The organism is Gottfriedia acidiceleris (assembly GCF_002128425.1).
Lineage (GTDB): Bacteria > Bacillota > Bacilli > Bacillales > Bacillaceae_G > Gottfriedia > Gottfriedia acidiceleris.
The window spans coordinates 248,550-262,830 of the sequence record NZ_NESS01000005.1 but is presented as its reverse complement, the minus strand read 5'-3'; the positions used below and the strand labels follow the sequence as shown (position 1 = coordinate 262,830).

Here is a 14,281-nt window from a genome sequence, read left to right as displayed (position 1 = left end):
CTTGGATTATCCAATAAGGGGGACCAAATTATGTCATTAGAAATGAAAACTCAATATGGAACAATCGAGATTGGTACAGATGTAATCGCTACAATTGCTGGTGGAGCTGCCATTGATTGCTACGGTATTGTTGGAATGGCTTCTAAGAAACAAATTAAGGATGGTCTTACAGAAATCCTAAAAAAAGATAACTTTACAAAAGGTGTTATTGTTCGCCAAGTAGGTGAAGACGTTAATATCGATATGTACATAATTGTAAGCTATGGTACGAAGATTTCTGAAGTTGCAAATAACGTACAAAATAAAGTGAAGTATACGCTTGATCAAACATTAGGCTTGTCAGTTGACTCTGTTAATATTTTTGTTCAAGGTGTGAAAGTAGCAAACCTGTAAAGACGCATTAAGGAGGAGAATTTGTGTCGATAAAACGTATTGACGGTAAATTATTTGCAGATATGGTGATTCAAGGTGCAAATAACTTAACGAAAAATGTAAAATTTGTAGATTCATTAAATGTATTCCCGGTACCAGATGGTGATACTGGAACAAATATGAATCTTTCAATTACTTCTGGATCAAAGGAAGTAAAAGAAAAACCAAATAGTCATGTAGGGAAAGTTGGTCAAAGCTTTGCAAAGGGCTTATTGATGGGAGCGCGTGGAAATTCTGGTGTAATCCTTTCTCAATTATTTAGAGGTTTTTCTAAATCTATTGAAGCAAAGGAAACAATTTCAACAACTGATTTTGCTCATGCCTTAGAAGCAGGAGTAGAAACTGCTTATAAAGCTGTTATGAAGCCTATTGAAGGAACGATTTTAACAGTTGCAAGAGAAACAGCAAAAAAAGCAGTTGTTATTGCAAAAACTCATGAAGAATTCATTCCTTTTCTTGAGGAAACAATTATTGAAGCAAATGCATCATTAAACCGTACTCCAGACTTACTACCAGTGTTAAAACAAGTTGGAGTAGTAGATAGCGGAGGCCAAGGGTTAGTACTTGTCTATGAAGGATTCTTAGCATCATTAAAAGGCGAAGAAATTTCCCTAGAAGGTGCTGAGGCAACTCTTTCACTTGAGGAGCTAGTAGAAGCAGAACATCGTAATGTACAAAGTATGTTAAATACTGAAGACATCGTTTACGGCTACTGTACTGAATTTATGGTGCGATTTGAAAAAGATAAATTAAAAAAACATCCTTTTGACATAGACACTTTCCGTAAAGAGTTAAGTGCATGGGGTGATTCTTTATTAGTAGTTGCTGATGATGAAATTGTAAAAGTTCATATTCACGCTGAGTACCCTGGGGAAGTATTTAATTTAGGTCAACGATTTGGAAGCTTTCTAAAACTTAAAGCTGAAAATATGCGCGAACAACATACTAACTTACTACATGAAGAGGTTTCAAATGATTCTCCTTCTAAAAATGAGTCGTCTACACAATCTACTGAAAAACAAGAATTTGGTATCGTTACGGTATCTATGGGATCAGGGATTAAAGCATTATTTGAAAGTATCGGGGCAACTGTTGTAATTGAAGGCGGTCAAACAATGAATCCTAGTACAGAAGACATTGTAAAAGCGATTGAACAATGTAACGCAGAAAATGTAATTGTACTTCCTAACAACGGAAATATTGTGATGGCTGCAGAGCAAGCGGCATCTGTTGCAGAATGTAATGTAGCAGTTGTGACGTCTAAAACAGTACCTCAAGGTATGGCAGCTTTATTAACATTTAATCCTACTGCATCATTAGATGAAAATAAAGCAGGAATGCAAGATGCTTTAAAAACAGTAAAAACAGGTCAAATAACTTATGCGGTTCGAGATACTGAAATTGATGGTGTTGAAATAATAAAAAATCATTTCATGGGAATCCTTGAAAGTAAAATTGTTACAACAGATGCAAATCAATTAGAGGCTGCAAAAAAATTATTACAAGATATGATTGATGAAGATTCTGAAATATTAACAATCTTATATGGTCAAGATGTATCAGATGAAGAAATTTCAAAAATAGTCGAATTTGCCGAAGAGAGCTTTGATCACTTAGAAATTGAAGTTCACAATGGAAATCAACCATTATATTCATTTATTTTTTCAATCGAATAATAGCAAAAATGATATAATCTGAAGAAGAAGTGAGAGTCACTTCTTCTTTTTTTTGGAATTTATTTAAAGACTAATGTAAAATAACGTAGAACTCTGTAGAATTTCGTATTACACTATATGGTGGACGTTGTTTTGTCCATATACCATCTTTTTATATAAATGATTTGTTCTAACAAAACAAAAACTAAATAAAATACGCTTTTACAATAACGTATTGGGGGAAACGTGATGAAATATAAAAGTGTTTTTGACATAATTGGTCCAATTATGATTGGTCCATCTAGTTCACATACAGCCGGAGCGGCTAAAATTGGCCGTGTAGCAAGAAATCTTTATGGAAAAGAACCTAAAAAGATTTTGATTTCATTATATGGTTCATTTGCTAAAACTTATCGTGGACATGGTACAGATGTTGCGCTTATTGGTGGATTATTAGATTTTGATACATTTGATGAGCGGATTCGAGAATCATTAAATATTGCACAAGAAAAAGGGATGTCAATTGATTTCGTTGAAGAAGATGCAGTAACAGAACATCCAAATACAGTAAAAATTTCTATACTCGATGATGACCAACCATTTGAATTAGTGGGAATATCGATCGGTGGCGGAAAAATTGAAATTATTGAGTTGAATGGCTTTGAACTTAAACTTTCGGGTAATTACCCTGCCATCCTTGTTGTTCATAATGATCGATTTGGTTCAATTGCAGGTGTAACAAATGTTCTAATGAAATATGCTGTAAATATTGGTCATATGGAAGTTTCGCGTAAAGATGTCGGACAAATTGCTTTGATGGCAATCGAGGTCGACCATGATTTAGATGATAAAATTATTAAAGAAATTGAATCTTTACCACATATCATTCGCGTTACGAAAATGGTTGATTAAGAGAGGGGGATTATAAATGTTTAAAAATGTTGCTGAATTAGTTGAATTAGCTGAATCTAAAAATGTTAAAATTTCAGAAATAATGATCCAACAAGAGATGCTTTTTACAGGAAGAAGCCGTGAAGAAATTATCGGTAAAATGGAGCAAAATCTTGTTGTTATGGAAAAGGCAGTTGAAAGAGGACTTGCAGGTGTTCACTCACCAACAGGTTTAACTGGAGGAGACGCTGTATTACTTCAAAATTACATTGCAAAGGGTAATTCTCTTTCAGGCCATTTACTTTTAGATGCCGTAAGTAAAGCGGTTGCGACAAATGAAGTAAATGCTGCAATGGGTACGATTTGTGCAACCCCTACAGCCGGATCTGCTGGGGTAGTTCCTGGAACACTTTTTGCTGTAAAAGAGAAATTAAATCCTACTAGAATGCAAATGATTGAATTCTTATTTGCTTCAGGTGCTTTCGGTTTTGTTGTAGCTAATAATGCGTCAATTTCAGGTGCTGCAGGTGGCTGTCAAGCGGAAGTGGGCTCTGCAAGTGGTATGGCAGCAGCAGCGATCGTTGAAATGGCTGGTGGTACTCCAAGTCAAAGTGCTGAAGCATTTGCTATTACATTAAAAAATATGCTTGGTTTAGTATGTGACCCGGTTGCAGGTTTAGTAGAAGTACCATGTGTTAAGCGAAATGCAATGGGTGCTGCTAACGCAATGGTAGCAGCAGATATGGCATTAGCAGGTATTACAAGTCGTATACCATGCGATGAAGTAATTGATGCAATGTATCGAATTGGACAAACAATGCCATCTGCGCTAAGAGAAACTGCAGAAGGAGGACTAGCGGCAACGCCAACAGGACGTGAGTTGGAAGCAAAAATATTTGGTGTTTCGCTAAAAAAATAGTGAGTATTGAACTTGATCAAAAAGTATCTATATTAAGTGGTGTTGGTGAGGAAACTGAAACACAATTAAATGATATGGGTATTTTTACTATAAATGACTTAATCGAATATTTACCGTATCGATATGAGGATTTTCGAAATAAGGATTTATCAGAAGTGAAGCATGAAGAGCGCGTGACTGTCGAGGGGATTGTTCATAGCGCTCCTCTTCTTCAATATTTTGGCAAAAACAAATCACGACTAACATTTCGACTTTTAGTTGATCGATACTTAATTACTGTTATTTGTTTTAATCGACCATATTTTAAAACAAAGTTAAACTTAAATGAGCATGTTACTGTTTCTGGTAAGTGGGATCAACATAAACAAACCATTTCATTATCAGACCTTGTATTTGGTTCTCGTACGAATAGTCATGAAATTGAGCCTGTCTATTCAATCAAAGGTAAAATGTCTGTAAAAACAATGCGTAAATTTGTTGAGCAGTCTTTTAAAAAATTTGGACATTTAATAAATGACTTAGTACCAAAAGAACTAATTCAAAAATATAAGCTTTTAAATCGTTCAGAAACAATGAGATTACTTCATCACCCAATTGATGCGAATAGTTTAAAACAAGCTAGAAGAAGCTTTGTTTATGAAGAGTTTTTTCTTTTTCAACTAAAAATGCAAGCACTTCGAAAAATTCAGCGTAATCAATCTAAAGGTATCCCAAAAAAATTAAACATTAAAAAAATTCAACAACTAATCCAATCCTTACCATTTCCTCTGACATCAGCTCAAAATAGAGTTGTACAAGAAATATTCACAGATTTAGAAAGTCCTTATCGAATGAACCGCTTATTACAAGGTGATGTTGGTTCTGGAAAAACCGTTGTCGCTACCATTGCATTGTATGCATGTATACTTGATGGTTATCAAGGGGCATTAATGGTGCCAACAGAAATTTTAGCCGAACAACATTTTGAATCTTTAGCAAAAATGCTAGAGGATACAGAAGTTAATGTTGAGCTTCTTACAAGTTCTGTAAAAGGTAAAAAGCGTCGTGAAATCCTTGAAAGTTTAAAAAACGGTGACGTCCATATTCTAGTTGGTACTCATGCTTTAATTCAAGATGAGGTCCAATTTAATAAATTAGGCATTGTAATAACCGATGAACAACATAGATTTGGTGTAGGTCAACGAAGAGTTTTAAGAGAAAAAGGTTATTTCCCTGATGTTTTATTTATGACAGCGACTCCAATCCCAAGAACTCTGGCAATTACAGCTTTTGGTGAAATGGATGTATCGATTATTGATGAATATCCTGCTGGTCGTAAAAAAATAGAAACGTATTGGGTTAAACAAGAAATGTTTGATCGTGTTTTAGATTTCATAGGTAAAGAAATTAAAAGTGGAAGACAAGCATATTTAATCTGCCCACTTATCGAGGAGTCAGAGAAATTAGACCTTCAAAATGCTTTAGATTTACATAGTGTTCTATCTTTTCATTATCAAAATATGGCGAAGGTAGGATTAATGCATGGAAAGCTATCATCTTCAGAGAAGGATGATGTGATGAAGGCATTTGCAGCTAATGATGTTCAAATATTAGTATCAACAACAGTTGTAGAAGTAGGAGTAAATGTACCGAATGCAACTGTGATGGTTATTTATGATGCCGATCGATTTGGACTTTCACAATTGCATCAGCTAAGAGGGCGAGTTGGACGAGGTTTGGAACAATCATATTGTATTTTAGTTGGCGATCCAAAAAGTGAAGTAGGAAAAGAAAGACTAACAATCATGACGGAAACAAACGACGGTTTTGAGTTAAGTGAGAAAGATTTAGAACTTAGAGGACCTGGAGATTTCTTTGGAAAACAACAAAGTGGTGTGCCCGAATTTAAAATGGCTGATATGGTACATGACTATCGTGCATTAGAGGTTGCACGAAATGATGCAACATTACTAGTTAATTCAGATGTTTTTTGGAAAGCTAATGAATATCAGGGATTAAGAATGTACTTAGACAGAACGGGAATATTTAATTCAGAAAAATTAGATTAGTACTAGGTATTAAAAGTTTGTCAAAAAACTATTGTAATACGTGGGTTTTTAATATAAACTGTATTTAATACCTGGTCACAAATTAGTAGTTGAGGTATGTAATATGAGAAGAAATAAAAAAGATCGTCATGAATTGTTAAAAAAAATTATAAAAGAAAATCCGTTTATTACAGATGAAGATTTAGCTAATCAATTATCTGTGAGCATACAAACTATTCGTCTTGATCGTCTTGAATTATCAATTCCTGAGTTAAGGGAACGCATCAAAAATGTTGCCACTCAGCAATTAGAAGATGTAAAATCACTACCAGTAGATGAAATAATCGGTGAAGTTATTGATATTCATTTGAATGAAAGTGCCATTTCTATATTTGATGTTAAGGAAGAGCATACTTTTAGTAGAAATGGAATCGCCCGTGGTCATCACTTATTTGCCCAAGCTAACTCTTTAGCAGTTGCAGTTATTCATGATGATTTAGCTCTTACAGCTAAATCAAATTTTGTTTTTATTAAACCAGTAAGGACAAATGATCGAGTAATTGCGAAGGCAAAGGTCTTACCGCAAAAAGGAGATCCGAGGCGAACTACAGTTGATATCAATGGCTATGTTGAAAAAGAACATGTATTCCATGGCTTGTTCGAAATGTACCACCGAAGTATTGAAGAATAGGAAGTGAACAAGATGAAATTAGCTATCGATGCAATGGGTGGAGATCATGCCCCAAAAGCAATCGTTGAAGGTGCGATGCTTGCAGTTGAAAAATTGAATGATATACATATTACTTTAATTGGTGATGAATCAAAAATAAAACCATTCTTAACGAATGATAAAAATATAACGATTATCCATACAGATGAAGTAATTGAAGGCACTGAAGAGCCAGTTAGAGCGGTTAGAAGAAAGAAAAATGCTTCCATGGTCTTAATGGCAAACGAAGTAAAAGAAGGTAATGCTGATGCTTGTATTTCAGCTGGAAATACTGGGGCATTAATGACAGCAGGTCTATTAGTAGTTGGTCGAATGGAAGGTGTAGAACGACCTGCACTTTCACCTACAATGCCTACTTTAGATGGAAAAGGTTTTGTTTTCCTCGATGTAGGGGCTAATGTTGATGCAAAAGCAAACCACTTACTTCAATATGCGATAATGGGATCTGTATATGCCCAAAAAGTAAGAGGTATACATAATCCAACTGTAGGATTATTAAATGTCGGTACTGAAGATAAAAAAGGTAATGAACTTGCTAAACAAACATTCCAGTTACTAAAAGAAAGTAATTTGAATTTTATAGGGAATGTGGAAGCTAGAGATTTAATGAACTCAGTGGCAGATGTAGTAGTTACAGACGGGTATACTGGAAATGTAGCTTTAAAAGCTATTGAAGGTACTGCACTGGCAATGTTTTCATTAATTAAAGATGCGATGCTTACTAATTTCACATCGAAGCTTGCAGCAGCTGTATTAAAACCAAACTTAAAAGGTGTTAAAAAGAAAATGGATTACTCTGAGTATGGTGGAGCAGCGTTATTTGGCTTAAAATCACCTGTTATAAAGGCTCATGGAAGTTCAGATGAAATGGGGATTTTTAGCGCAATTAAGCAAACGCAAACGATGGTAGAACATAATGTTGTAAAACTAGTAAGTGATCACATGGAGAAAATCGAATCAAATGCATAAGGGGGTCACTCCAATGGGTAAAGTGGCGTTTATTTTTCCTGGACAAGGATCACAAAAAGTTGGAATGGGTAAAGATGTAGCTGAGAGCTATAATGAATGTGGATCTATTTTTGAAACTGCTAACGAACAAATTGGTTTTAATCTTTCTGAAATTATATTCAATGGAACTGATGAAGAGCTAACAGCTACATATCATGCACAACCAGCAATCCTAACAACTTCAATTGCTATGCTTGAGAAGATTAAATCAGCAGGAATTAAACCAGATTTTGTGGCTGGTCATAGTTTAGGTGAGTTTACAGCGCTTGTAGCAGCTGAAAGTATTTCATTTGAAGACGGTGTTAAATTAGTACATAAACGTGGTCAATTAATGGAGCAAGCTGTACCAGTAGGACAAGGAGCAATGGCGGCTGTATTATTTTTAGCTCCGGAAAAAATTGAAGAAGTTATATCTGAAGTTAATAAAAATGGTCATTCTGTTGGCATTGCGAATTATAATTCTCCTACACAAGTAGTTATTACTGGGGACGCAGAAGGTGTTCAAATTGCTTCAGGTTTACTAAAAGAAGCTGGAGCTAAACGTGTATTACCTTTAAAAGTAAGTGGTCCATTCCACTCATCTTTAATGAAACCTGCAAGCGAAGAATTCCAAAATGAGCTTGGTAAAATAAATGTTAATGATTGTGTAACGCCATTAATTTCAAATGTTACTGCTAAAGTAGTTACTGATGCAAATGAAATTAAGGAATTATTAGTTAATCAATTGTATTCTCCAGTAAAATGGAACCAATCTATTCAAGAATTAGTTGACCTTGGTGTTGATACATTCGTTGAAATTGGCCCTGGTAAAGTTTTAACTGGATTAGTAAAAGCAATCTCTCCATCATCAAAATTAGTAAATGTTTATGATGTTGAAACATTAAACCAATTTTTAAATGAATGGGAGGAAATAAAATCATGCTAAATGGTAAAGTTGCATTAGTTACAGGTGGATCTCGTGGTATCGGACGAGCAATCGCATTATCATTAGCAAAAAATGGTGCGAATGTAGTCGTTAACTATTCTGGAAACGAAGCTGCAGCTCAACAAGTTGTAGAAGAAATTACTGCGCTTGGTGTGAAGGCAATCGCTGTCAAAGCAAATGTATCAAGTAGCGAAGAAGTTGCGGCATTAGTAAAAAATACTGTTGATGAATTTGGTAGTATTGATATACTAGTAAACAACGCAGGTATTACAAGAGATGGTCTTCTATTACGTATGAAAGATGCTGATTGGGATGATGTAATTGATACAAACTTAAAAGGCGTATTCAATTGTATCAAAGCAGCAGCTAAGTTTATGACTCGTCAACGTAATGGCCGCATTATTAATATTAGTTCTGTTGTTGGGCAAATTGGTAACCCAGGACAAATGAACTATGTAGCTGCAAAAGCTGGCGTATTAGGTTTAACAAAAACAGCAGCAAAGGAATTAGCTTCTAGAAATATTACAGTTAATGCGATTGCACCTGGTTTTATTGAAACTGATATGACAAATGAATTAAATGAGCAAATCAGAACACAAATGTTATCGAATATTCCATTACAATCTTTTGGTCAACCAGAAGATATTGCGAATGCAGTAGTATTCTTAGCAATGGATTCAAGTAGATACATTACTGGACAAACAATCAATGTTGATGGTGGACTTGTAATGAATTAGTTTGGCGTTTGCCACATTTTTATGTATAATGCATAAGTAGACAATCTTTGGGGGGAGGTGAATAATAATGCAAGATGTATTAGAGCGCGTATCAAAGATTATTGTTGACCGTTTAGGTGTAGAAGAATCTGAGATCCAAGTTACAAGTCGTTTCAAAGAAGATTTAGACGCAGACTCATTAGACGTAGTTGAATTAGTAATGCAATTAGAAGATGAGTTTGAATTAGAAATTTCTGACGAAGATGCTGAAAAAATCGTCACAGTTGGTGATGTTGTGAACTACATAGAGAGCAACATGTAATGAGAAAAGTCCCGTATTTTATACGGGACTTCTCATCATTTTCTTGACTAGTAGGTTTAGCAGCATATCAAACTGCTTTTAGTTGGAGGTAAATATGCCGCATTCAAGAAGAGTAAGAGAATATAAACTTTCTGATGTTGAAAAAGAGAATTTTGTAAAATTACAAAAACAAATAAATATTAAGTTTAATAATGAGAACTTATTAATTCAAGCGTTTACACATTCATCCTATGTGAATGAGCATCGTAAAAAACCATATGAAGATAATGAGAGATTAGAATATTTAGGGGATGCTGTTTTAGAGCTTACCGTTTCACAATATTTATTTCAAAAATATATCACAATGAGTGAAGGCGAGTTAACAAAATTACGTGCCGCAATCGTTTGTGAACCATCACTTGTGAAATTTGCATATGAATTAGATTTTGGTCGATATATTTTACTTGGTCGCGGAGAAGAAATGACAGGTGGTCGAACACGTCCAGCACTACTTGCGGATGTATTTGAAGCATTTATCGGATCATTATATTTGGATCAAGGATTACAAACAGTTATTAACTTCTTATCTCTTCATATATTCCCAAAAATAAACGATGGTGCTTTTTCGCATGTGATGGATTTTAAAAGTCAATTACAAGAGTTTGTACAAAGAGATTCTACAGGTTCAATCGAGTATAAAATACTTCAAGAAAAAGGACCAGCACATAACCGAGAATTTGTTTCAAAAGTATTATTAAATGGAGAAACATTAGGAATCGGTAGTGGTAGATCTAAAAAAGAAGCAGAACAACAAGCAGCTAAAGAAGCATTGTTAAAACTTAAAGAGTCAAGTAAATAGATTTTCTTAAAATCTAGTAGAAACTTGTCAAATAAACGATAAAACTTGAATTTCAGACTGATTGCAAGCGCTTGACTTTCGAGGAAATAAGTCTGATGGGGAGCTTATGTTACTTTTTACGGTAATGAGCACCGCAATCAGCAGGCGAAGCAACGAAGAAAGCGAGCTTTTGGCGGGCAGTCTGCTCCCCCTTTTATGGGGGAGTTTTTGTGTATATAATTAAATCAAAAAAGGGGGAATTCAGTTGTTCCTCAAACGACTAGATATAATTGGATTTAAATCATTCGCTCAGCGAGTTACGATAGATTTTGTAAAAGGTGTTACAGCAGTTGTAGGACCAAATGGAAGTGGTAAAAGTAATATTACTGATGCCATTAGATGGGTACTAGGCGAACAGTCAGTCAAATCATTACGAGGAGCAAAAATGGAAGATATCATTTTTGCTGGAAGTGATGGAAGAAAACCTTTAAATTATGCAGAAGTTACGCTGACTTTGGATAATGAAGATCAACAATTACCACTTGAGTTTAGTGAAGTAAGTGTAACTAGACGAGTATACCGTTCTGGAGATAGTGATTTTTATATTAATAAACAATCTTGTCGGTTAAAAGATATTGTTGATTTATTTATGGATTCTGGGCTTGGAAGAGAGGCATTCTCTATTATTTCTCAAGGAAAGGTTGAAGAAATATTAAGCAGTAAGCCTGAAGAACGAAGAGGGATTTTTGAAGAAGCAGCCGGAGTATTAAAGTATAAAAACCGAAAGAAAAAGGCTGAAGCAAAATTATTCGAAACGCAAGAAAACTTAAATCGAGTTGATGATATTTTATTTGAGTTAAGCGCTCAAATTGAACCATTAAGAATGCAAGCTTCTATTGCAAAGGAATACATAGAACATAGAGATGAGTTAGAAAAAGTAGAGGCAGCTCTATTAGTATACGAAATTGAATCGCTACACCAGAAATGGGAAGAGCTTAAACAAGAAATTGCTCAAAACTCTGATTTCGAAATTGCGTTATCGACAGAGATTTCAACTGAAGAATCAAAACAACACGATTTACAAGAGAAATTAAATGCGTTAGATGAATCAATTGATCAATTGCAGCAAGTTTTATTAACCGTTACAAAAAACTTGGAAAAATATGAAGGTCAGAAAGAGCTAATGAAGGAGCGTAAAAGAAATACTTCAACTCAATCTGAACAATTAAGAAAACAAGTTGATGAAGTGACTGAACAAATAAACGAGATTAATAAATTGATCGAAGTTGAAAAAGAACAAGAAAAATTTTCTCGTCAAAATGTAAATAAAACGAAAACAAATATTGTTGAAATCCAAAACGAGATTACCTCTTATGAGGGTGATATTGAAGAACAAATCGAAATAATAAAATCTGATTATATTGAGCTTTTAAATAATCAAGCATCTATTAAAAATGAAAAAACGATGCTTGAAAAGCAAAGCGAACAATACTCAGTAAAATCAAGTCGATTAGATTTAGAAAATGAAAAATACATTCGTCAAAGAGAGCAATTACAGCATAGAAAAACTGAATTACTTAATGAGAAAGAACAGTTTGATTTAACATTTAAAAAGTTAAGTGAAAAATTTGAATCTCTGAATAAACAACTTGATGAAACTTCAGTAGTATTAAAAGAAAAAGAAGAATTACTAAATAAAGCTTATCAGTTTATTCAACAAACAAGATCAAGAAAAGAAACTCTAGAAGAGCTACAAGAAGATTTTGCTGGTTTTAATCAAGGTGTAAAAGAAATTTTGAAAGCAAGAGGCACGAGACTAGAAGGTATTAAAGGTGCAATTGCTGAACTTATTACAACAAACAAACAGTATGAAATTGCGATTGAAATTGCATTAGGAGCAGCTACACAACAAATTGTAGTTCAAAATGACGAGCATGCTAGAAGAGCAATTCAATTTTTAAAGCAGCAACGACTAGGCCGAGCTACATTTTTACCAATGAATATTGTTAAAGCTCGTTTTGTACCAGCTAATGTCATTGAAGGATTAAAAAGAAATCCTTCCTTTATTGGTGTTGCATCTTCACTTGTTAGTTATTCAAGCGAGTATGAGCAAGTAATCCAAAACTTACTTGGTACGGTTTTAATCGCACAAGATTTAAAAAGTGCAAATGAACTAGCTAAACTCGTTGGACATCGCTATCGCTTTGTCACGCTTGAAGGTGATGTAGTTAATCCTGGTGGAGCGATGACTGGTGGGGCAGTTCGAACAACGAGTTCTTCACTTATTGGAAGACAACGAGAGTTAGAAGAGATCACCGTAAAGCTAAAGGATATGCAGGAAAAGACTAACTCTCTTGAGAGTGAGGTTCAAATCCTTAAAGCTACAAATGAAGAAAGTTCTTCAGAAGCTAAAACATTAAATGATGAAATTCAAAAAGTTAAGCAATTAATTGTTTCGATTATGGAACAACTAAAAAGCATCGAATTTGAAGAAAAAAATATAAACGATGCTTTAGCAATCTATGATTTAGAAATGGGAAGTTCAGCTAGTGATTTATTAAAGGTTAAAGACCGTTTAGAGGAATTATCGTCATTAGATGCTAATGTGAAATATGAGATTATCTCAAAAGAGCAAAAAATAAACGAATTAACTGAACGAAAACTAAATCAAAAGGAAATTAAAGATGAATTACAATCCAAGTTAACTAGTCTGAAAATTTCTCTCGCACAAGAAGAGCAAAAGTTAAGTTATAGTAATGAAAGAATTCGACAATATGAAGAAAATTCTATAAAACAAAAGCAAATTCTTGAAGAAACGAAGGAAAAAATAATTTTCTTATCTAGTGAACTTATGACAAATGAAAATGGTAAGGAAGAGCTCGAAAAAATAATTTCTGATACGCGCATTGAATTTTCAAAAACGACGGAAATTATTTCTAAACGCCGAGAGCAACGAATTGCTTATCAAACAGAGCTAGAAGATTATGTTCAATCATTACGTGAAAAGCAACGTCAATATAAATCGCTTTCTGATTTACTAAAACAGCAAGAAGTAAATAGTAATCGACTTGATGTAGAGCTTGAAAATCGTCTAGAACAATTGAATGTAAAGTATATGACTACTTACGAAGCAGCAAAAATGAAATATAAACTAGAAATGACTGTTGATGATGCAAGGAAACGAGTTAAACTATTAAAACGTTCAATCGATGAGTTAGGAACAGTAAATATTGGTGCAATTGATGAGTATGAACGAGTATCTGAACGTCATGATTTTCTTCAAGAGCAAAGAACTGATTTGAATGAAGCAAAAATCACACTTTACAATGTAATAAGTGAGATGGATGAAGAAATGACAAAACGTTTCGAAACGAGTTTTAGTGCAATTCGAGAAAAATTCCAAGTCGTCTTTACACAGTTGTTTGGTGGAGGAAGAGCTGATTTAGTTCTAACGGATGAAGAAAATTTATTGTTAACAGGTGTCGATATTGTTGCACAGCCACCAGGTAAAAAGCTTCAAAATTTAGGCTTATTATCAGGAGGAGAACGAGCGCTTACGGCAATCGCACTACTTTTTGCGATTCTACAAGTGCGTCCAGTGCCTTTCTGTGTACTTGATGAGGTAGAAGCTGCACTAGATGAGGCCAATGTAGCTCGATTTGCAAAATTCTTAAAATATTTTAGTGAACAAACTCAATTTATTGTTATTACACACCGTAAAGGAACAATGGAAGAATGTGATGTATTATATGGTGTTACGATGCAAGAATATGGAGTTTCTACACTAGTATCAGTTCGTTTGGATGAAGGCGAAGCATTATTATCGAATGGTAATTAGA

The 14,281-nt window shown here is 34.3% G+C and carries 12 protein-coding genes; all 12 read left to right on the top strand.

Annotated features, from left to right (window positions below):
• Positions 1-30 precede the first annotated feature (30 nt).
• The 12 genes from B6K90_RS11850 to smc all read left to right on the top strand — a co-directional run bounded on the left by B6K90_RS11850 (position 31) and on the right by smc (position 14,280).
• The gene (locus B6K90_RS11850) at positions 31-393 is read left to right on the top strand and encodes an Asp23/Gls24 family envelope stress response protein (protein ID WP_088012978.1); all 363 of its coding nucleotides are present in this window, start codon (positions 31-33) and stop codon (positions 391-393) included.
• 23 nt (positions 394-416) lie between these two features.
• A complete protein-coding gene (locus B6K90_RS11845; RefSeq protein ID WP_088012976.1) occupies positions 417-2,108 on the top strand; it encodes a DAK2 domain-containing protein in 1,692 nt (563 codons plus the stop codon).
• 228 nt (positions 2,109-2,336) lie between these two features.
• On the top strand, positions 2,337-2,999 hold the full coding sequence (gene sdaAB / locus B6K90_RS11840) for an L-serine ammonia-lyase, iron-sulfur-dependent subunit beta (protein WP_088012974.1): 663 nt from the start codon (positions 2,337-2,339) through the stop codon (positions 2,997-2,999).
• Positions 3,000-3,015: 16 nt separating this feature from the next.
• Positions 3,016-3,897: an L-serine ammonia-lyase, iron-sulfur-dependent, subunit alpha gene (sdaAA, locus tag B6K90_RS11835; RefSeq protein ID WP_088012973.1), complete on the top strand. Its 882-nt coding sequence runs from the start codon at positions 3,016-3,018 to the stop codon at positions 3,895-3,897.
• A complete protein-coding gene (gene recG / locus B6K90_RS11830) occupies positions 3,897-5,945 on the top strand; it encodes an ATP-dependent DNA helicase RecG (protein ID WP_088012971.1) in 2,049 nt (682 codons plus the stop codon). The genes sdaAA and recG overlap by 1 nt, the downstream gene beginning before the upstream one ends.
• 103 nt (positions 5,946-6,048) lie before the next feature.
• Positions 6,049-6,615, top strand: a complete 567-nt coding sequence (gene fapR, locus B6K90_RS11825; RefSeq protein ID WP_025568940.1) for a transcription factor FapR — start codon at positions 6,049-6,051, stop codon at positions 6,613-6,615.
• Positions 6,616-6,627: 12 nt separating this feature from the next.
• Positions 6,628-7,623 (top strand): phosphate acyltransferase PlsX, encoded by a 996-nt coding sequence (plsX, locus tag B6K90_RS11820; RefSeq protein WP_088012969.1) that lies wholly within the window; start codon positions 6,628-6,630, stop codon positions 7,621-7,623.
• A gap of 13 nt (positions 7,624-7,636) precedes the next feature.
• Complete coding sequence (gene fabD, locus B6K90_RS11815; protein ID WP_088012967.1) at positions 7,637-8,587, top strand: ACP S-malonyltransferase; 951 nt, start codon at positions 7,637-7,639, stop codon at positions 8,585-8,587.
• Positions 8,581-9,324 carry a 3-oxoacyl-[acyl-carrier-protein] reductase gene (fabG, locus tag B6K90_RS11810; RefSeq protein WP_088012965.1) on the top strand — a complete coding sequence of 248 codons (744 nt, stop codon included), beginning with the start codon at positions 8,581-8,583 and terminating at the stop codon, positions 9,322-9,324. Before fabD ends, fabG begins: the two co-directional genes overlap by 7 nt.
• Before the next feature lie 67 nt (positions 9,325-9,391).
• On the top strand, positions 9,392-9,625 hold the full coding sequence (gene acpP, locus B6K90_RS11805) for an acyl carrier protein (RefSeq protein WP_088012963.1): 234 nt from the start codon (positions 9,392-9,394) through the stop codon (positions 9,623-9,625).
• Between the two features lie 94 nt (positions 9,626-9,719).
• The gene (gene rnc, locus B6K90_RS11800; RefSeq protein WP_088012961.1) at positions 9,720-10,463 is read left to right on the top strand and encodes a ribonuclease III; all 744 of its coding nucleotides are present in this window, start codon (positions 9,720-9,722) and stop codon (positions 10,461-10,463) included.
• Between the two features lie 244 nt (positions 10,464-10,707).
• Positions 10,708-14,280 carry a chromosome segregation protein SMC gene (gene smc, locus B6K90_RS11795; RefSeq protein ID WP_088012960.1) on the top strand — a complete coding sequence of 1,191 codons (3,573 nt, stop codon included), beginning with the start codon at positions 10,708-10,710 and terminating at the stop codon, positions 14,278-14,280.
• Position 14,281: the final 1 nt, after the last annotated feature.

What these genes read in the sequence shown, in the direction of transcription:
- B6K90_RS11850 (WP_088012978.1), top strand. Translation starts at nt 31, where the DNA reads ATGTCATTAGAAATGAAAACTCAATATGGAACAATCGAGATTGGTACA.
- sdaAB (WP_088012974.1), top strand. Translation starts at nt 2,337, where the DNA reads ATGAAATATAAAAGTGTTTTTGACATAATTGGTCCAATTATGATTGGT.
- sdaAA (WP_088012973.1), top strand. Translation starts at nt 3,016, where the DNA reads ATGTTTAAAAATGTTGCTGAATTAGTTGAATTAGCTGAATCTAAAAAT.
- fapR (WP_025568940.1), top strand. Translation starts at nt 6,049, where the DNA reads ATGAGAAGAAATAAAAAAGATCGTCATGAATTGTTAAAAAAAATTATA.
- plsX (WP_088012969.1), top strand. Translation starts at nt 6,628, where the DNA reads ATGAAATTAGCTATCGATGCAATGGGTGGAGATCATGCCCCAAAAGCA.
- fabD (WP_088012967.1), top strand. Translation starts at nt 7,637, where the DNA reads ATGGGTAAAGTGGCGTTTATTTTTCCTGGACAAGGATCACAAAAAGTT.
- fabG (WP_088012965.1), top strand. Translation starts at nt 8,581, where the DNA reads ATGCTAAATGGTAAAGTTGCATTAGTTACAGGTGGATCTCGTGGTATC.
- acpP (WP_088012963.1), top strand. Translation starts at nt 9,392, where the DNA reads ATGCAAGATGTATTAGAGCGCGTATCAAAGATTATTGTTGACCGTTTA.
- rnc (WP_088012961.1), top strand. Translation starts at nt 9,720, where the DNA reads ATGCCGCATTCAAGAAGAGTAAGAGAATATAAACTTTCTGATGTTGAA.